Annotated in this window: 16 protein-coding genes; 4 read left to right on the plus strand and 12 right to left on the minus strand. The window is 67.8% G+C overall.

Annotated features, from left to right (window positions below; translation table 11 throughout):
* On the minus strand, positions 1-2,136 hold a 2,136-nt coding region (locus tag DBO33_RS21645), incomplete at its 3' end, for a sensor histidine kinase (RefSeq protein ID WP_234390965.1).
* Positions 2,137-2,366: 230 nt separating this feature from the next.
* Between DBO33_RS21645 and DBO33_RS21650 the strand changes: the two genes are divergently transcribed.
* Positions 2,367-3,920: a succinic semialdehyde dehydrogenase gene (locus DBO33_RS21650; protein ID WP_107656671.1), complete on the plus strand. Its 1,554-nt coding sequence runs from the start codon at positions 2,367-2,369 to the stop codon at positions 3,918-3,920.
* Between the two features lie 160 nt (positions 3,921-4,080).
* Here DBO33_RS21650 and DBO33_RS21655 read toward each other — a convergent pair whose 3' ends face one another.
* The 3 genes from DBO33_RS21655 to DBO33_RS21665 all read right to left on the minus strand — a co-directional run bounded on the left by DBO33_RS21655 (position 4,081) and on the right by DBO33_RS21665 (position 7,318).
* Positions 4,081-4,470, minus strand: a complete 390-nt coding sequence (locus DBO33_RS21655) for a DUF779 domain-containing protein (RefSeq protein ID WP_107656672.1) — start codon at positions 4,468-4,470, stop codon at positions 4,081-4,083.
* Positions 4,470-5,987 carry an acetaldehyde dehydrogenase ExaC gene (exaC, locus tag DBO33_RS21660; protein ID WP_107656673.1) on the minus strand — a complete coding sequence of 506 codons (1,518 nt, stop codon included), beginning with the start codon at positions 5,985-5,987 and terminating at the stop codon, positions 4,470-4,472. Before exaC ends, DBO33_RS21655 begins: the two co-directional genes overlap by 1 nt.
* A 98-nt stretch (positions 5,988-6,085) precedes the next feature.
* Entirely contained in the window at positions 6,086-7,318 is a 1,233-nt protein-coding gene (locus DBO33_RS21665) for a transcriptional regulator (protein ID WP_107656674.1), read from the minus strand.
* A gap of 410 nt (positions 7,319-7,728) precedes the next feature.
* Here DBO33_RS21665 and DBO33_RS21670 point away from each other — a divergent pair, with 410 nt between their 5' ends.
* Positions 7,729-8,145: an MmcQ/YjbR family DNA-binding protein gene (locus tag DBO33_RS21670; protein ID WP_107656675.1), complete on the plus strand. Its 417-nt coding sequence runs from the start codon at positions 7,729-7,731 to the stop codon at positions 8,143-8,145.
* Between the two features lie 39 nt (positions 8,146-8,184).
* On the opposite strand, the gene DBO33_RS21675 is transcribed toward DBO33_RS21670, so the two are convergent.
* The 3 genes from DBO33_RS21675 to DBO33_RS21685 form a co-directional block, all read right to left on the minus strand.
* The gene (locus DBO33_RS21675) at positions 8,185-8,508 is read right to left on the minus strand and encodes a hypothetical protein (protein WP_107656676.1); all 324 of its coding nucleotides are present in this window, start codon (positions 8,506-8,508) and stop codon (positions 8,185-8,187) included.
* A gap of 313 nt (positions 8,509-8,821) precedes the next feature.
* A complete protein-coding gene (locus tag DBO33_RS21680; RefSeq protein ID WP_107656677.1) occupies positions 8,822-9,964 on the minus strand; it encodes an alkaline phosphatase family protein in 1,143 nt (380 codons plus the stop codon).
* 141 nt (positions 9,965-10,105) lie between these two features.
* Positions 10,106-10,414 (minus strand): nuclear transport factor 2-like protein, encoded by a 309-nt coding sequence (locus DBO33_RS21685; RefSeq protein ID WP_107656678.1) that lies wholly within the window; start codon positions 10,412-10,414, stop codon positions 10,106-10,108.
* Between the two features lie 140 nt (positions 10,415-10,554).
* On the opposite strand from DBO33_RS21685, the gene DBO33_RS21690 reads away from it, so the two are divergent.
* Positions 10,555-11,439, plus strand: a complete 885-nt coding sequence (locus tag DBO33_RS21690) for an LLM class F420-dependent oxidoreductase (RefSeq protein ID WP_107656679.1) — start codon at positions 10,555-10,557, stop codon at positions 11,437-11,439.
* Between the two features lie 639 nt (positions 11,440-12,078).
* Here the strand turns inward: DBO33_RS21690 and DBO33_RS21695 are convergent.
* From DBO33_RS21695 to DBO33_RS21705, 3 genes are all read right to left on the minus strand, one after another.
* A complete protein-coding gene (locus DBO33_RS21695) occupies positions 12,079-12,486 on the minus strand; it encodes a hypothetical protein (protein WP_107656680.1) in 408 nt (135 codons plus the stop codon).
* Complete coding sequence (locus DBO33_RS21700) at positions 12,483-12,770, minus strand: ribbon-helix-helix domain-containing protein (RefSeq protein ID WP_107656681.1); 288 nt, start codon at positions 12,768-12,770, stop codon at positions 12,483-12,485. The genes DBO33_RS21695 and DBO33_RS21700 overlap by 4 nt, the downstream gene beginning before the upstream one ends.
* A gap of 139 nt (positions 12,771-12,909) precedes the next feature.
* The gene (locus DBO33_RS21705; RefSeq protein WP_107656682.1) at positions 12,910-13,491 is read right to left on the minus strand and encodes a class I SAM-dependent methyltransferase; all 582 of its coding nucleotides are present in this window, start codon (positions 13,489-13,491) and stop codon (positions 12,910-12,912) included.
* 92 nt (positions 13,492-13,583) lie between these two features.
* Between DBO33_RS21705 and DBO33_RS21710 the strand changes: the two genes are divergently transcribed.
* Complete coding sequence (locus DBO33_RS21710) at positions 13,584-15,866, plus strand: ATP-binding cassette domain-containing protein (RefSeq protein WP_107656683.1); 2,283 nt, start codon at positions 13,584-13,586, stop codon at positions 15,864-15,866.
* On the opposite strand, the gene DBO33_RS21720 is transcribed toward DBO33_RS21710, so the two are convergent.
* Together DBO33_RS21720 and DBO33_RS21725 are read right to left on the minus strand one after the other, a co-directional pair.
* Positions 15,807-17,426: a GMC family oxidoreductase N-terminal domain-containing protein gene (locus DBO33_RS21720; RefSeq protein WP_234390966.1), complete on the minus strand. Its 1,620-nt coding sequence runs from the start codon at positions 17,424-17,426 to the stop codon at positions 15,807-15,809. The two genes, DBO33_RS21710 and DBO33_RS21720, sit on opposite strands and share 60 nt — an antisense overlap.
* A complete protein-coding gene (locus tag DBO33_RS21725) occupies positions 17,419-18,300 on the minus strand; it encodes a hypothetical protein (RefSeq protein ID WP_107656684.1) in 882 nt (293 codons plus the stop codon). Before DBO33_RS21725 ends, DBO33_RS21720 begins: the two co-directional genes overlap by 8 nt.
* Positions 18,301-18,634 lie beyond the last annotated feature (334 nt).

An 18,634-nucleotide genomic window follows, 5' to 3' on the forward strand; every position in this document is an offset into this window, starting at 1 on the left:
GGGCTGGTGTGGGCGTGGACCGTAGGGCGGCGGCGATTCGATCGCCAGTGTCGCGACCGCTCCCGTTGCGGGCTGGGCGGATTCGACGGGCTCGGGCGCCGCCGGTGCCGTCATGCGCCGTCGCCGGCCGGGGTCGGTGAGTTCGGCCGGGGTCTGCGCGGGCACCGAGTCGGTGACGATCAGCGCCGAGGGGATGAGCACGATCGCTTTGATGCCACCGTAATCGGATTCGGAGAGCCGCACCGTGACACCGTGGCGCACGGCGAGCTGGGCGACCACGAACAGCCCCAGACGCGAGTCCGCCGACAGTGCCGCGACACCGAAATCCGGTGGGGTGCGCAACATGTCGTTGAGCCGGGTGAGCTCGGACTCGGGCATGCCCATGCCCTGGTCGCTGATCTCGGTGACCACGCCCTTGCCGACCACGTTGCCGCTCACCTCGACGCGCGACTGCGGCGGGGAGAAGGCGGTGGCGTTGTCGACGAGTTCGGCGAGCAGGTGGATGAGGTCGGCGACGACGGTGCCGACGACGTGCACCTCGGGCAGCCGCGAGACCCGAACCCTGGCGTAGTCCAGGGTTTCGCCGACCGAGCTGCGCACCAGGTCCATCAGCGGGACCGGGTTGCGCCACTGCCTGCCGGGCTGGCCGCCGCCGAGGATGGTGAGGTTCTCGGCGTTGCGGCGTTCCCGGGTGGCCAGGTGGTCGAGCCGGAACAGGGTGTCGAGCAGCGCCGGATCCTCTTGGCGCCGTTCGGCTTCGTCGAGGATCTCGAGCTGGCGGTGCACCACGATCTGGCTGCGGTGGGCGATATTGAGGAAGACCGCCTTGACGCCCTCGCGGGTGCGGGCCTCGGCGACCGCGGCGCCGATGGCCGCGGCGTGCGCGTGCTGGAACGCCCGGGCGACCTGGCCGATCTCGTCGTGGCCGAAGTCCAGGACCGGCGTTTCGGCTGCGGGGTCGATGATTTCGCCCTCGTTGAGCCTGCGCATGGTCTCGGGTAGTCGCTCGTCGGCCATGGCGAAGGTCTGCCTGCGCAGCCGCTTGAGCCTGCGGATGATGCGGTTGGCCAGCACCAGCGCGATCAGGAAGGCCGCGATGCTGACCACCAGCACGCCGCCGCCGGCGTAGAGCGAGTTCGCGGCGGAGGTGTTGGCCTTGTCCTCGGCCAGTTCCTGGGCGTGCTTGTTCTGCGAGATCCAGACGTCGATCAGGGTGCGGTTCACTTCGGCGGCGGCGTTCTGCCAGTCCGTCGTACTCATCGGCAGCGGCTGCGGTTTGGTGCTGCTGGAACTGCTGCTGCTCGACGAACTGCTCGACGAGCTGTTCGCGGCGTTGGCCTGCGTGACCAGATAACGTTGCGCGAGCGCGGTTTCCATCAGCGACAGCTGCTGCCAGGCGTTGCTTCCGGTGAGCTTCTGCAGCCGCTCGTGCTGGGCGCTGGCGGCGCCTTGTTCGCTGGCCAGGTAACCGATTTCGGTGTGGTAGAAGCCGACCTGGCGCAGGAACTCCTCGATCGGGATGGCGGCTGGGCCGTCGTTGGTGGCGAGCATGACGCCCAGGGCGTTGCTGCGGGCCATCGCCTCGGCGGCGTTGAGGAAGCGCATGCCGTCGGCGATCGCGACGCCGATCTCGGTGTCGGGGGCGGTCTGCTCGGCGATTTCGGTGCCGACGGAGATGACGTCGAGCAGCCGGTTGTAGAACATGTAGGCGTCGGAGGGTTGCAGCTGGCCGCCGTCGGTGGCCATGCGCACCTGGGTCATCTGGCTGAGCAGGGTGTTGAAGCCCGCGACGTCGTCGCCGATCTTGGAGTCGTCGACCGCGCGCAGCCCGGCCGAGATCTCGATCAGCCCGCGCATCGCGCCGTCGAGGCGGATCCGCGCGGCGGCCAGTGCGGGAGGCACGGTGTCGTCACCGGCGAGCTGGGCCAGCGCCAGGCGGCGTTCCTGCTGGACCGCCTCCATCAACTCCCTGGTGTGCGGGATCGCCTTCTGGTTCTGCACCGCCCACTCTCGGGCCGTTGTGCCTTCGGCTACCAGGTACCCCGCTGCGCCCACGCCGACTACAAGCAGAGTCAAGCTCGGAATGAGCGCGATTGCCAGGATCCGCGTACGAACCCCGAGCCTCGCTCTGAACATCGGGACAACCTAAACCACAAAACGGACCGTTTGTCCGTTGTGTCCCGGTGAGTGGGACTGGAATTGACTTTGCCGCGCCGACCGCGAATATGTGACATTTCGGGCCGGATGGGCGACGATCGGGCACGATGTGAAGGGCAATGGCTTCTGACTAGGCCGTGTCCGGCGTAGATTGTGTGTATCTCTCGGTTACACAAGATCGCATCGATATACACCTGTAGGAGGCAACGATGCCCGCGCCCGAAGCCGCAGTCTTCGACCGTCTGAGCGCGCTGGCCGCGATAGACCGCCCGGCGGACCGCTCGCGCAAGACCATTGCCGAGACCTTCACCGGTCAGCCGCTGGGCAGCGTGCCGGTGGGCACCGCCGAGGACGTGGCCGCGGCGTTCGAGAAGGCCAGGACCGCGCAGACCCGGTGGGCGGCACGCTCGGTCGCCGATCGCGCCGCGGTACTGGAACGGTATCGGGCGCTGCTCGTGCAGCACCGCGAGTTCCTGATGGACGTGGTGCAGGCCGAGACCGGCAAGGCGCGCTGGGCGGCGCAGGAAGAGATCATGGGCCTGATCTTCGCGGCCCGCTATTTCGCCAAGAACGCCGCGAAGCTGTTGAGCCCGCACAGCGTGCCCGGCGCGTTCCCGGTGCTCAACCGCACCTCGGTGCGCACCCAGCCCAAGGGCGTCGTCGGTGTGGTCGCGCCGTGGAACTATCCGATGCTGCTCTCGATCGGCGACTCCATCCCGGCGCTGATCGCGGGCAACGCGGTGCTCGTCAAACCCGACAGCCAGACCCCGTTCTCCTCGCTGGCCAACGCCGAGCTGCTCTACCAGGCGGGCCTGCCGCGCGATCTGCTCGCGGTGGTGCCCGGACCGGGCACCGTGGTCGGCACCGCCATCGTCGAGGGCTGCGACTACCTGATGTTCACCGGCTCCTCGGCGACCGGGCGCACCCTGGCCGAGCAGTGCGGGCGCAGGCTGATCGGGTTCTCCGCCGAGCTCGGTGGCAAGAACCCGATGATCGTGGCCAAAGGCGCGAACCTGGACAAGGTCGCCAAGGCCGCGGTGCGCGCGTGCTTCTCCAACGCCGGGCAGCTGTGCATCTCGATCGAGCGGCTCTATGTCGAGCGCGCGATCGCCGACGAGTTCACCGAGAAGTTCGTCGCCGCCGTCAAGGCCGCGAAACTCGGTGCGGCCTATGACTATTCGGCTGATATCGGCTCGCTGATCTCCGAGGCGCAGCTCGAGACCGTCACCAAACACGTCGCCGACGCCACCTCCAAGGGCGCGAAGGTGCTCGCCGGCGGCAAGGCCCGCCCGGATCTGGGTCCGCTGTTCTTCGAACCGACCGTGCTCGCCGAGGTGACCGACGAGATGGAGTGCGGGCGCAACGAGACCTTCGGCCCGCTGGTCTCGATCTATCCGGTCGACACCGTCGACGAGGCCGTGCGCCTGGCCAACGACACCGAATACGGCCTCAACGCCAGCGTGTGGGCGGCGAGCAAGTCCGAGGGTGAGCGCATCGCCGCGCAACTGCACGCGGGCACCGTGTGCGTCGACGAAGGCTACGCCCCCGCGTGGGGCAGCACCGCCGCGCCGATGGGTGGCATGGGGATCTCCGGGGTCGGGCGCAGGCACGGCCCCGACGGGCTGCTCAAGTTCACCGAACCGCAGACCGTGGTGGTCACCCGCTTCCTGAATCTGGATGCGCCGCCGCTGGTTTCGCAGGACAAGTGGCAGCGGTTCCTGATGACCGTCGCGCGCAGTCTGCGGTTCCTGCCCGGTCGCTGATGTCGACGTCCGCCGGGTGGTCGTGCGCCCACCCGGCAGACGCCGCCGCCGGTTCTTCTCCGAGGAGCGCCGGTCCGCCCGCGCGCCGCGAGTGCGGAGGTTGGCCCGCCCCGCGCGATCGTCCGGTTCGATGGTGCGGGCTCGGAGATCCCGGTGGTCTCTAGGTCAGCCGATCGGCGCCGGTGCGCGGCGGCGGCAACAGCGCGGCTTCCTGATCGGTGAGCAGCCGGGATCGGATGACGAAGCGCACCCCGTCGGGGGCCTCCAGCGACAGGCCGCTGCCGCGCCCGTCGACCACGTCCACGGTCAGGTGGGTGTGCTTCCACACCTCGTATTGGTCGGCGCTCATCCAGAATTCGGTGTGCCAGGGCAGGTGACCGAGCAGCACGTCGGCGCCGCAGATCCGGAACTCGCGCACCGGGAAACACATCGGCGCGGTGTCGTCGTCGGATTGATGGAACAGCACGGCTCCGTGGTGTTGGATCAACTGCCGCAGCACCGTCCGGGCCCGTTCGGTGATGGCGATCCGATGGGTTCGATATTGCTGCATCAGAAGAACCCCAGTTTCGTCGGCGAGTAGCTGACCAGTAGGTTCTTGGTCTGCTGATAGTGGTCCAGCATCATCTTGTGGTTCTCGCGGCCGATGCCGGATTTCTTGTAACCACCGAACGCGGCGTGCGCCGGGTGGGTGTTGTAGCAGTTGGTCCAGACCCTTCCCGCTTTGATGGCGCGGCCCATCCGGTAGGCGGTGCTGCCGTCTCGGGTCCACACGCCGGCGCTCAGACCGTAGAAGGTGTCGTTGGCGATGCGCACCGCTTCCTCGACGGTGTCGAACCGGGTCACCGCGACCACCGGTCCGAAGATCTCCTCCCGGAACACCCGCATGGTGTTGTCGCCCTCGAAGATGGTGGGCTGGATGTAGCAGCCGCCGGGCAGTCCGTCGACCTTGCGGGCTTCCCCTCCGGTGAGTACGCGGGCGCCTTCCTCCCTGCCGATGTCGATGTAGGACAGGATCTTTTCGCATTGTTCGGCGGTGGTCTGGGCGCCGATCATGGTGGCGTCGTCGAGCGGGTCGCCGCCGATGATGGCCTCGGTGCGGGCCACACAGCGGGCCAGGAACTCGTCGTAGATCGAGGAGTGGATCAGCGCGCGCGACGGGCAGGCATACACCTCGCCCTGGTTGAACGCGAACATCACGAAACCCTCGATCGCCTTGTCCAGCAACGCGTCGTCGGCGGCCATGATGTCGGGCAGGAAGATATTGGGGCTCTTGCCGCCCAGTTCGAGGCTGACCGGGACGATGTTCTCGCTGGCGTACTGCATGATCAGCCGCCCGGTGGTGGTCTCGCCGGTGAAGGCCAGCTGCGCCACCCGCGGGCTGCACGCCAGCGGTTTGCCTGCCTCGAACCCGAAACCGTTGACCACGTTGAGCACTCCCGGCGGCAGCAGGTCCGCGATGAGTTCCATGACGAGCAGGATCGAGGCCGGGGTCTGCTCGGCGGGCTTGAGCACCACGCAGTTGCCCGCGGCCAAGGCGGGTGCGATCTTCCACGCGGCCATCAGGATCGGGAAGTTCCACGGGATGATCTGGCCGACCACGCCGAGCGGCTCGTGGAAGTGGTAAGCGATGGTGTCGCTGTCGATCTCGGCGACTCGGCCCTCCTGGGCGCGGATGGCGCCGGCGAAGTAGCGGAAGTGGTCGACGGCCAACGGTAGGTCGGCGGCGAGGGATTCGCGGACCGGTTTGCCGTTGTCCCAGGTTTCGGCGACGGCGAGCGGTTCGAGGCTGCGCTCGATCCGGTCGGCGATCTTGTTGAGAATGGCGGCCCGCTGGGCGGGCGAGGTGGCGGCCCAGCCGTCGGTGGCGGCGTGCGCGGCTTCGAGGGCCAAGTCGATGTCGGCGGCGCTGGATCGGGCTACCGCGCAGAATGTTTCGCCGTCCACCGGCGAGGCGTTGTCGAAGTAGCGGCCCTCGATGGGCGGGGCCCAGTCGCCGTCGATGAAGTTGTCATAGCGGGTGGCGAAGCTGACGATGCCGGAGTCGGACCCCGGTCTGGCATAGATCATGACACTCGCTCCTCACAGAATCACTCTGAGAGGGCCACTATGACCGGTGAAGGTTGGTACGAGGTTGGTGTGCGCAGGTCAACCTCGCGCACGAGGGGTTAGCTGTGTAGCGCGGTGTGCAACCGGGCAGCGACCACGGCGCGGCGCACATCGTCCAGGGGCAGCAGCCGCAGGGCGTGCTCGTGCACCTCGATATCGCCGGGTGCGCGTTCACCGAAGGCCACCGCGTGTTCGGCGCGGTCGCTGGCCAGCACCGCATTGCGCACCCCGACATCGAGATACGCGCGCCACTGCACCACGCCGGGGGTGTCCGAGCCGGGCAGCAGCGGGCCGCGGTAGAGCCACCCCGCCGAGGTGGTGTCCCCGGCGGCGACGGCGGCCAGCAAGTCCACCGCATCGCAGGCGACCGGGCCGGTCAACAAGTAGCGGCGGTTGGTGATCTCGCCGCCGGTGGCGCGGCGCAGGTGCGAGACGTCGGCTTTGAGGGTGCTGGTGGACACGGCACGGTCGCCGTAGACGGCGGCGTGCAGTTGCTCGGGAGTGAAGCCGTCGGGTTCGAGAGCGAGCAGGGCCAGGATCTCGAGCTGGCGCGGCGGCAGCGGGACGGGGCGGCCGTCTCGGATCAGCCGTGCGGTGCCCAGACATTCCAGGCGCACGCCCGGGGTCGGTGCGGGTTCGGCCACGCGCAGCATGGTTTCCACGGCGGTGACCAAGGCTCGCACCGAGGTCATCACGGCCGGATGTGAGCGGTCCCAGGAGCTGGACAGGTCGAGCACGCCGACCTGGCTGCCGTCGGGGGCGTGGATGGGTGCGGAGTAGCAGACCCAGCCGTGCAGGGCGGCGACGAGATGTTCGGCGGAGAACACCGAGCAGGCGCGGTCGTCGTGCAGCGCGAGGGAGAGTCCGTTGGTGCCCATGTGCGATTCGTCCCAGCAGCCGCCGGGGGCGAAGTTCACGTTCTCGGCCTGCCTGCGCAGGGTGCGGTCGCCGCAGGACCACATGATGGTGCCGTCGGCGTCGGTGACCACGGCCAGATAGCCCGCGTCCTCGGTGATGCCGCGCAGGTCACTCGACAGTTCGGTGATCGGGTTGCGCAGCGGCGAGCGCGCCCAGGTGTCGCCGATGTCGTCGAGGCCGGGCGCGACGGTGACCGACGGGTCGACGCTGTGCAGCGAACGCTGCCAGGAGCGGGCGACGTCGGTGCGTAGCAAGGTCGTTCGGGCCGGGGGCGTGGCGATACTCGGAGCGGTAGCCCAGCGCTCCCATTCCTTCTCCAGTTCGGCCCGCTGCTGGGTCAGGGTGCGGAACTGTGCCACCTTGGGAAACCCCATCGTCGTGTGAGCTCACATTCGCTCTCTCATTCTGGCGTACGCACGACCGGAACGGGAGGGATTGGCGGCAAACCGAACGGTCCCCATTGGTTGGGGCCGTGTCGTGCTCGGCGTGGCGGGTGCGTTTGCCGCAATCGCCGCAGACAGTATGCGCGGGTGGTATTCGCGGGCGATATCGGGCACTGCGCGCTCTGTGCCTCCGCGCCAGAATGCGCGGCTCGGTATGCGCTGCGATGGGTGGGCGCGTTTGCCGGCATGCCGATTCGGTGCCGGCATGCCGATCCGGCCGATTGCTCGGTGGCGAGGGACGCCCAGTGCATCCGCCGCTTCGTTGAGATGTGCGTCCGCCGCGCCGGTATGCGCGCCTCGGTATGCGCCGCGATGTCGGGGTGCGTCGTTATGCTGCTGGGATGGCTACCGTTTCGCGGCGGGCCCGGGTCGCCGACGTGCACGAACTGGCGTCGGCCATGCCGTTTGTGACACGGATCGACGGACCCAAGGGCAACGCCGTGTATCAGGTGGGCGGGAAGTCCTTCGTATTCTTTCGCACGCCACGTCCGGATGCGTTCGATCCGGAGACCGGGGAACGCTACAGCGATGTAATCGTGTTCTGGGTGCCGTCGGAATCGGATAAGCAGGCGCTGGTGCAAGATTCGCGGTCGCCGTTCTTCACCACCGCGCATTTCGACGGTCATCCGTCGGTGCTGGTGCGCGGCAGTCGAATCGGTGAGCTCACCTATCGGGAGTTGTCCGAGGTCGTTCAGGATGCGTGGCTGTCGCGGGCGTCGCGTAAGCGCGCGAACGACTGGCTGGCCGCACACCCCTGATCGGCAGTCTATGCGGTGTTGCATCGACTGCCGGATGGCTCACTTGTTGATGAAAATGCCTGCGACGTCGGCGTTCTTGATGGGGGTTTCGGCATTGCGCTGGCCGCCGCACAGCAGGTCGACCGAGACCATGGTCGCGTCGACCACGGTGCCCGCGGGTTCGCGCTCGTCGTTGGTCTGCTGCTTGACGAATTTGGTGATCGTCATGCGCTTTTCGTCCTGGTTCTGCTTGACGTACTCGTTGCACGGGGTGTCGCCGCCGCGGTTGAGGGCGCGCTGGACGTCGGTGCAGCCGGCGAGCATCAGCGCGACCGCCGCGATCGCGAGACCGGTCCGTCCGGTCCGTGACAGCGTGGCGTTCATGTGCTCCTCCTGGATGCTTCGTCGCGCGGCCGTCCGCGTGATCGCCTCCAGCCTAGAGCCACTGACCGTCCGCGTGTCTCGGCCTGGGGTCGGCGGGTCGCGCAGTGCAGGCAGGTTTCGCGAGTGTCAGCTGGCGCCCGGCACGGGCTACGCGGTGCAGTCAGCGGTCCCCGGTCATCTCTCGTTACCAGTCCCTTGTGACCTCTCGTTCGGCAGCAAAGGACATCAGCGCGTGTCGCCATCGCGTGGATTGCGAACCGAGTGTGGGCGATGCGGGTGGCGCTCCGGCGGCCGGGGTTGGACCATCTCCCGTTCAGGAACGGAAGGTGAGTAGCGGGATATCGAGTTCCGCCGGGGTGAGGGAGCCGTGGTGGCCGAGCATGATCGATTGAATCGGTTCGGCGCCGCTGCGGATGATGCCGCTGGTGCCGCGGGCGGCGACCACGAGGTCACCGATGCGGTCGGCGATGTGCGGGGCGACGACGGGGCCGAACCAGCCGCGGTCGATGGCTTCGGCGCGCGACAGTATGGCGAAGTCGGTGCCGAGGATGTCGTGCCAGGCGGCGGCGACGTGGGGGGTGGCGCCGGGCTCTGTATAAACATGGCGCGCACGGGGTTCCCCGCCCAATTGCTGTACGCCGGTGCGTAGTTCGGGGAGGCTGTCGTAGTCGATGCGTTCGTCGAGTTCGACCATGCCGTGGTCGGCGGTGACGAGCAGCGCGGCACCGGGTGGCAATCGTTCGGCGATCTCGGCGGCGAGGCGGTCGACGTGGGCGAGTTCGAGCAGCCAAGCCTCCGAGGACGGTCCGCGTACGTGCCCGGTGGTGTCGAGATCGGCGTGGTAGGCGTAGACGAGTGAGCGAGTGCCCGCGCGGATCGCGGTGCCGATGCCGTCGATCAGGTCGCCGATGGAGAAGTTGGGGCGGAACTCGCAGCCGCGCAGTGACGCCCGGGTCAGTCCGGAACCGTTCTGGTAGTTCGGGGCGACCTGGGTGACGGTGATCCCGTGGGTCGCGGCGCGTTCGAATACCGTTGCGGTGGGCTGGAATTGCTCGGGCACCAGTTCGCGCAGCAGGTCGACTCGCTGACCGTCGCCGTGTAGCTGCCAGCGCAGCGCGTTGACGAGGCGCTCCTGGCCGGGCGCCCGCAGCAGGTAGCCGACGATGCCGTGTTCGCCGGGTGGCACGCCGACGCCGAGTGAGCTGAGACTGGTGGCGGTGGTGCTCGGGAAGCCGGCGGTCAGCGTGGTCGAGGCCAGGCTCGACAAGAACGGTGCCGCAGCGGAGTTGGCGGCCAGTGCGTGCGCGCCGAGCCCGTCGATGAGCAGCACGCACACCCGGTCTGCGGTAATGCCCAGACCGAGCCGATCGGTCTCGCCGGGCACCCCGAATCCGGCGAGCAGCGAAGGGAACACATCAGCCAGGGAGCCCGTTCCGTAACGGGGCGCGTCGAACACGAGGCTCAGGATGTCAAGATCGGTACCGCGCGGGCAAGGCCGCACCGAGGACCCTTCGCACTGTCTCTCGGGATCCGCACTGACTACGGACGCCCCTGACCAGTGCGGATCCCGAGAAAGAGTGCGTATCTCGGCGCACGATCACGCTTGGCCGGTTTCGAAGCGGGCGACTTTGCCGTCGCGGACGGTGAAGCGCCAGCTGGTGCGCATGGAGCCCCAGCGAGAGTTGGTGTAGTCGGCGACGAGTTCGGTGCCGCCGTCGCCGATGGACTCGACCTGCATGTGGCCGTTGCTGCCGAATACTTCTGAGTCGGTCCACTGCCGGACATTGCGTTCCACGCCGTCGTCGGACATGGTCGCGTCGTCGGTGAGCGCGTCGTAGAGCCGGTCCTGGTCGTTGGCGTTGAGTGCGTCCACGAATTCCTGCACCACGGGATCTAGCTCAGTCATCTGGTTACCCCTCTCGGATCAGGTGGCGGAGCATCAGCGGGAGAGCAGCAAATCTCTGGCGTCCACTGTAGGGCAGATCGGGGACGGCTGCCGGGATCGCAGGCGTGCTGTGCCCCGCGCCGGCTGGTAGACAGGACGGTGTGACCGCACAGCGTGCATTCCGGTTCGGTGTCAACATGGTGGCGCCGGACTCCCGGGGTTACTGGATCGAAAAGTGCCGCAGGGCCGAGGAACTGGGTTACGACGTGATCGGGGTAGCCGATCACCTCGGGTGCCCCGCGCCGTTCCCGTCGATGATCCTGGCCGCCGAGGCGACCGAGCGGGTGCGGCTGAACACCTTCGTGCTCAACGCCCCGTTCTACAACCCGGTGCTGCTGGCCCGCGACATCGCCGGTGCCGACCAGTTGACCGACGGGCGGGTGGAGATCGGCCTGGGCGCGGGCTACGTGCAGGCCGAATTCGAGGCTGCGGGAATCCCTTTCGAGAGCGGCGGCAAGCGCGTCGACCACCTGGCACGTACGGTCACCACACTGCGCACCCTGTTCTCCGACCCCGAATATCAGCCGCGCCCCGCCCAACCGTCCGGTCCGCCGCTGCTGCTCGCGGGCTGGGGTAACCGGCTCCTGCGCCTGGCCGCCGAGCATGCCGACATCATCGCGTTCCCGGGCGCGTCGGCGACGGAGAACGGCGGGCCGCTGCACCTGGCCGGCATCGGCGAGATGGGCGAAAAGGTCGAATATGTGCGGGGCCTGCTCGGTCCGCGCGCCGACACCGTGGAGTTCAACATCCTGATCCAGCGGGTGGTGCCGCCGGAGGAACGCGCCGCGGTACTGGAGTTGTTCGGTCCCGCGCTACCCGATGATGTAGCCGACCACCCCGAAGAGTTGCCGACGTTGTTGATCGGAACGCCCGAGGAGATCGCCGAGCGCGTCCGCGCGCACCGTGACCGATACGGCTTCAGCTACATCACCGTGCTCGAGCACAGCATGGAGCAGTTCGCACCCGTGATCGAGCTGCTGCGCTGAACCGGATGTAGCGACGCACACTTTTTGATGTGGCGCATACCGAATCGCATGCGATTCCGTCTGCGGGAAATCAGAAAGTGTGCGTGCAGAGCCGGCCTGTCAGCTGCGGCCCAGCGCAGTTCCCGGCCCCGGTGGATGAGTGGCACACCGTGGAGAGGTCTTCTCGTCGAATGCCGCAGCCATGTGCCACTCGCGGAGCGTGCGCGATCGGGTATCGACGAGTTCGCGCGATTACTGAGCGGGTTGCCGCAGGTGGCGTGCGGAATGCTGCTACCGGCGGGGTGCGCGGGTCCGGTCGGCGCGCGGCCGGGGCTCCGGATCGGCCCGCGATGTAGGCGGCCGAACTTCGCACCGGACCTCGCTGCAGCGGGTCGCCAGTCGAGCTGTCGCTGCCCATCCAGTTCGCCTGTGACCGTGGCGAAGTCGGGCAGGTAGGCATGCGGCGCTGCGGTAGGCGCGGAACGCGTAGTGGGTTCGGCGCAGGCGACGGCTCGGTGATCGCCGCCGAGCTGGCCGGGCGTGGGTTGGATGCGCTGCTGCTGGCTGGGTGTGCTGCTGGAAGGCGGTCCGCCAGCGACCGCCGGTTCAGCGACCAGTGCACCGCGAGCGCCACGCCGCACCCCGGTCGCAGTGGTCGGGTCAGGGCAGCGGGTCGATGATGACGCGGGAGTCGAGTTGGCGCAGCTTTTTCGGGCGCGCGGTGAGGCAGGGCCAGTCGCGGGCGATGGCTTCGTGGGTGGCGTGGCCTGCTGGTAGCAGGGCTTCGGCGTTGGAGCTGCCGGCGAGCGCGGCACCGAGGTGTTCGGCGGCGGCGCGATCGAAGACCGGGACGATGGTGTGTGGCAGTTCGAGCAGCGCCGCGAGGATGTCGAGCTTATCGGCGGGGATGTGGGCGCGGGCTACGCCGAGGACTGTGGCGGGCACGACGATGGTGTTGCCCGCGTTCACGGTCGCCCATACGACGGCTTGGGCATAGTTGGCTTGGTTGGCGAACCCGATGACGGCGGCGGTGTCGAAGACGACACCGCCCAGGGCCGCGGAGATCACGCGGCGCCGGCGTGCGGACTGCCAGCCTCCTCCTCGGATAACGGCGGTAGACCCTGCACGGCGCGGGCGCGATTGATCAGATCCAGGGGCGGGCGGCCACCGAGGACTTGTTCGAGCTTGGCCAGCGACTGCGCCCGGCTGATCCGGCCCTGGACCGCCTCGGACACGAACGCCGACACCGATTCGATCCGGCCACCTTCGCGCCAGCCCTCGAGCGTCGCGACGAGTTCTTCGGGCAGCGTGACGGTGACCTTCCGCGTTTTCGGCTCCCGAGACGATGGCATACCACGACTGTATCGCGGCGGAGTATCGCTAGCGAGGGGTCGCGCGTTGTGGCAGGCGGATTCTTGCGCGAGCGAGGTGGCGGCGCTCGATCTCGCGCGTGGTGGGCCGATGCTGTCGGGTGCGGGTGCGTCGGGTGGGCTAGGCGGGTTTGCGCCAGAGCAGGGTGTAGCGCAGCAGCGGGCGGCGGCGGATCCGCGCACCGGGCAGGATTTCGGTAGCTGAGGCGCGGATCTCGCGATAGGTGTCGTCCGGGTCGCGCATCGCGGCGTCGGGGTCGGCGCGTTTCGGCCGGTGCAGGGCGTCGAAGGCCACGATGGCCGGCAGCAGCGCCAGGTAAGGGAAGTCGGTGCGCAAGGCGAACTTCCAGAGGCCGACGACGGCGAGGGTCCCCCCGGGGGCGACGAGCCGGTGCAGGGCGGTGAGGCCGTCTTTGAGCGGGACGTGGTGCAGGCTCGCGACGGCGGTGACGAAGTCGAAAGTGCCTGGCAGATCGAGGAAGTCGGCCTTGTCGACGGTGAGGTTCGGCGTGGGCGGCACTGCGGCGAGGATGGCGGGATCGACATCGACGCCGTGCACGGTGAGGCCGCGGCGGGCGATCTTGGTGGCGAGAAGGCCGTCGCCGCAACCGATGTCGAGCGCGGTGCGAGCCTCGGCGGGGATCTGCGCGAGCAGCCAGCGGTGGTAGTGGGTGTTGTGGTTCCAGTAGGGATCGTCACGCACGCCACGAGGGTAGGGGGCAAGGCGAAAATCGAGTGTGATCTGCGTCACAATTCACCGCACAAAATGTCGGTACCTGGTGGCAAGGTATCGGTATGCCTTTTGCCGAATCCGCTGTTTCCACCGATGTCATCCGGGTCGTGGGAGCCAGCGAGCACAATCTGCGCGACGTGTCGCTGGAAATCCCCAAGAACAAGATCACCGTGTTCACCGGAGTGTCCGGGTCCGGCAAGTCCTCGATCGTGTTCGACACGATCGCGGTGGAGTCGCAGCGCCAGCTCTATGCCACCTTCCCGGCGTTCATCCTGAACTTCTTGCCCCGCTACGAACGCCCGCACGCCGAGGCGATGGAGAACCTGACCGCGCCGGTGATCATCGATCAGCAGCCGGTCGGCGGCGGCCCGCGCTCGACGGTCGGCACGATGACCGACATCTTCTCCATGGTGCGGGCGATGTTCGCCCGGTTCGGCTCGCCCTCAGCGGGTTTCGTCTACAACTACTCGTTCAACGTGCCCCAGGGTATGTGCCCGGACTGCGACGGCCTCGGTATCACGGTGCGCGCGGATCCGGATCGGCTGCTGGATCGAACCAAGTCGCTCAACGAGGGTGCGATCTTGTTGCCCGGCTACGGGGTCGGCAGCGGGGAATGGCAGCTCTACGGCAATTCGGGCCGCTTCGATCCGGACAAGAAACTCGCCGATTACACCGCCGAGGAGTTCGAGGATCTGCTGCACGGCTCCGGCGGCAAGGTGGAACTGACCTTCGCCAAGGGCACGTGGAAGGCCAATTACGAGGGCATCGCCACCAAGTTCACCCGCACCAGGCTGCAACGCGACACCTCCACGTTGAGCGAGAAGACCCGCGAGCAGATGCGGCAGTTCCTCACCGAGGGGATCTGCCCGACCTGTCACGGCGCCCGGCTCAACGCGGCAGCGCTGGCCACGAAGATCAACGGCCGCAATATCGCCGACTGGGCCGGCTTGCAGATCACCGATTTGATGGTGGTGCTCGACGAGATCACCGACCCCGCCGCGGTCGGGCTGGCCGCCGCGATCCGGACCTCGCTGCAGCGGGTCGCCGACATCGGGCTGGGCTATCTGAGCCTGGACCGCCCGACCTCCACGTTGTCCGGCGGTGAGGGACAGCGGCTGAAGATGATCAAGCATCTGTCGAGCACGTTGATCGGGATGACCTACATTTTCGACGAACCGAGCGTCGGGCTGCATCCGCGCGACGTCGGCCGGTTGAACGACCTGCTGAAGGCGTTGCGGGACAAGGGCAATACGGTGCTGGTGGTCGAGCACGACCCCGACGTCATCCAGATCGCCGACCACGTCGTGGATGTCGGGCCACGCGCGGGCCTGCACGGCGGGCAGGTGGTGTTCGAAGGCAGCTTCGCCGAACTGCGGGCCGCCGACACCCCGACCGGCGCCGGACTGCGCAGGCCGTTCAGCGTGAAGGACACCTTCCGGGCGGCCACCGGTGAGCTGCTGATCGAGCACGCGGACCTGCACAACCTCAAGGATGTGACTGTTGGAATCCCGACCGGCATCCTGACCTCGATCACCGGGGTGGCCGGGTCCGGCAAGAGCAGCCTGATCCGGGATGTGTTCGTGGTCGAGCATCCCGAGGCGATCTTCGTCGACCAGTCGGCCATTTCCGCGTCCTCGCGATCGACGCCCGCGACCTACCTGGGGTTGATGGACCCGATTCGCAAACTGTTCGCCAAGGCGACCGGGGAGTCGCCGGGGCTGTTCAGCTTCAACTCCGCCGGAGCGTGCAAGCAGTGCGAGGGTCGCGGGGTGATCATCACCGAGATCGCCTACATGGATCCGGTCACCACCCACTGCGACGCCTGCGACGGCCGCCGCTTCTCCGACGACGTGCTCGCACTCACGTTGCGCGGCAAGTCGATCGCCGACGTGCTGGAACTGACCGCGGAAGAAGCGCTGGTGTTCTTCTCGGAGAAGGCACTGAATGCCAAGTTGCGCACCATGAACGAGGTCGGGCTGGACTATCTGAGTCTCGGCCAGGCCATGAGCACCCTGTCCGGTGGTGAACGTCAGCGGATCAAACTCGCCACCCAGCTGCAGAACACCGGCTCGATCTATGTGCTCGACGAACCCACCACCGGTCTGCACATGTCCGACGTCGACACCCTGCTCGCGCTGCTCGATGGTCTGGTGGACCGCGGGAACACGGTGGTCGTGATCGAACACAACCTCGACGTGGTCGCGCACTCGGACTGGGTGATCGACCTGGGTCCCGATGGCGGCAAGGCAGGTGGCGAAGTGGTGTTCACCGGCACCCCCGCCGAGCTACTCGACCACCCCACCTCGCTGACGGGGCAGTACCTCCGGAAGTACAAGGAGGCGTAGGCCTCTCCGAGGTAGGGATACATGATCAACGGGACATAGCGGCGGCAAGGTGCGAGAAGGGCTGGCCGCTGTGTCCCGTTGATCGTGAAGCAGCGCTATTGGCGGGACACCATGGCGGGTTCGGTTTTCGGGCCGGGGGGGGGCGGGGGGGGGGGGGGGGGGGGGGGGGGGGGGGGGGGGGGGGGGGGTCTTTTTCAACTCTTGGGCGGCCGGCGCGGGGGTGGGGGGGGGGGTTTGGGTGGTGCGCGTGCGTGTGAAGAAGCACATGGNGTGGTCGTCGGTGATGACCAGGAAGTTCAGCAGGTGGTCGATGCCGCCGGCGAGCAGATCCAGTAGTTCGTTGCCGACCAGGCGGCCCGCGCGCCCGTCCCAAGGCCCGGTCGGGCCGCGGCCGTTGTCGTAGACGCCGCGAACTCCGCTGTCGGACAGGCACATCGAGAAGGCCTGGACGGCGGGGGTCAGGCCGACGTTCTCGATGCCGCCGTGGCCGGGGAATTCGATGCGGGCGGCGGAGTTGGCGCCTTTGGAGTTGCCGGTGTACTCGTCGAAGGCGCCGACGACCCAGTCGAGGAAGTGGTCGGTGTGGCCGCGGCCCACCCAGTCGTTGGGGTTGGGCAGGCCGCTGTTGAACCACAGCCGGGGGCTTTCGGTCGCGCCGCCGGCCAGCACCACCGCGGTGGCGTCTTCGGTGAACTGTTCACCGGTGGTGTTGTTGCGCCAGGTCACCCCGGTCGCCACCACCTCGTTGCCGCGCTGGTGGGAGGTGATCGCGGTGGCGAAGGAGTCCGCGATCAACTCGACCGGTTTGCCGCCGGGGCGTACCGCATCCGCGGCGAGACCGAGCGGTATGTAGCTGTTGTCGGTGGAGCGTTTGGCGACCAGATTGCGGGGCGCGTGGATCGGTTCGTAACAGCCTTGGAAGCAGTGGCCGCAGAATGTGCAGCCGGTCGCGGCGGGATAGGTGAGCAGATCGGCGCGGTCGGTGCGTCCGGCGTTGCCGCCTGGTTGGAGGATCGCGTTCTGCTGGGGCCGGAACGCGATGTTGGTGGTGTTGCGTGAGGTCTGGACGGACAATCCGGCGTTTTCGCAGCCACGGAAGGTGAGCGCTTCCTTGGTGCCCATCGCCGCGGTCTGCACCGGCAGGGTCGCCTCGACCCACTCCAGGTAGGGCACGAATTCGGCGTAGCTGAACGGGAATTCGTGTTCGCGATCGTAGGCTGCGGCGTCCGGCCCTGAATAGCCTTGGAAGACACCGGGATACGGGCGTGGGCAGTTGCCGAAATAGTGGGCGGTGGTGCCGCCGACTCCGGATAGTTGCCAGGCGTACAGGTTCGACGCCCACTCCCGGAACCAGCCCGGCTTCCGGCGATTTTGCGGACCGAAACGCAGGAAACCGTCGTTGGGGTTGTTGGCGTCGTTCTCCGCGTGCGACCACTGCGATCGGGGTGCGGCGTGGCGCGGGCCGCCTTCCAGCAGCAGCACATCCAGCCCCCGCCCGGCCAACTCGGCAGCGATCACCGGGCCGCCGCCGCCCGCGCCGATCACGATGACATCACGCATCCGCCGGTACCTCCCTGCGCCCTTGGTAATAGCCGATCAGCTCGGGATGGCCCTCGACCAACCCGTCCGGGCGGTACCCGGTGATCTCCCACGACGGTGGCCGCGCAGGCACGGTGCGTGTGACCGGGTCGAACATCTCCATTTCGGAGTAGACGCTGAAGGCGGCGGCTTCGAGGATCAGCCCGCCCGCGAAGCGCAGGAATCCGGTGCCCGTGCCGCGCAACGGCCCGGGCAGTGCGCGGTCGACGATCGAGACCAACGCAGGGATGGGGCGTTCGAGCAACTCGAGGACACGGCATTTGTCGTGCAGGCTCAGCCGGGCGAACGGGGACCCGAGCGGTCCGACCAGGGTGGCGGGCGCGACGAGCAACGCACCGAAGTTCAGCGCCAGCGCCAGCAGAACCGACAGCGGCAGCACGCGATCGGAGTAGCGGTAGCCCAGCGCCTGATCGATGCGCCGGCCTTGCTCGGGAGTGACACCCAGCAGTTGGGGTGCCGGTATGCCGAGCTCGTCCAACGCCTGGGCGAAACCCAGGGCCAGCGGTCTGGTCAGCTGATCGCCTGCGGCCAAATAGTTGTCGAACAGCCCGCGCATGAACTCACCGCCCCCGACCTCGATCGGACCCGGCCCGGGCCGCGGCGTGCCCTGCACTCGGGACCATTCGTCCGGTCCGGGGAACACCATCACGCAAACCCCGCGCAGGGTATCGAGCACCACGGCGTCGACGGCGGCGAACGGGCTCGCACGCGCCACCGTGGGTGTGATGGCGCCCGGTGCCAGCGATCCCGCGCCCGCGCAGGCCACGAACCAGGCCATCCGCGTCAGGAAGTCCCGGCGATCGACACCCGCGAGAGCACGATCCTCGTTCGACATCGCGACCCCCTGTGTTCGGAGTCCGGAATGGCCTTGTTTCACGGTATCGGCGTAGTGGCGGCCGGTTGGGCGAACTGCTCGATAATCGTCGCATTGCACAACGCCGGTCGGCTTCCAATTGTGAACTGCCCCAAGGGTTCTAGTATGCGCACTGCTTATTCAGGTGTTGGTGGGCACACGAAAGCCCTGGCGAAACCTTGCGCGGCAGGGTCGTTGACGCATGCAGCACCGACCCAGCAGCCCGCTCCGAATGGGCGGCATACGTCTACGCCATTTCACCGACAGGATCGCCGTGGTGGCGGGTGCGGCACAGCGCATTGGTGCGCTACCGCAC

Source organism: Nocardia suismassiliense (assembly GCF_900269665.1).
GTDB classification, from domain to species: Bacteria; Actinomycetota; Actinomycetes; order Mycobacteriales; family Mycobacteriaceae; genus Nocardia; species Nocardia suismassiliense.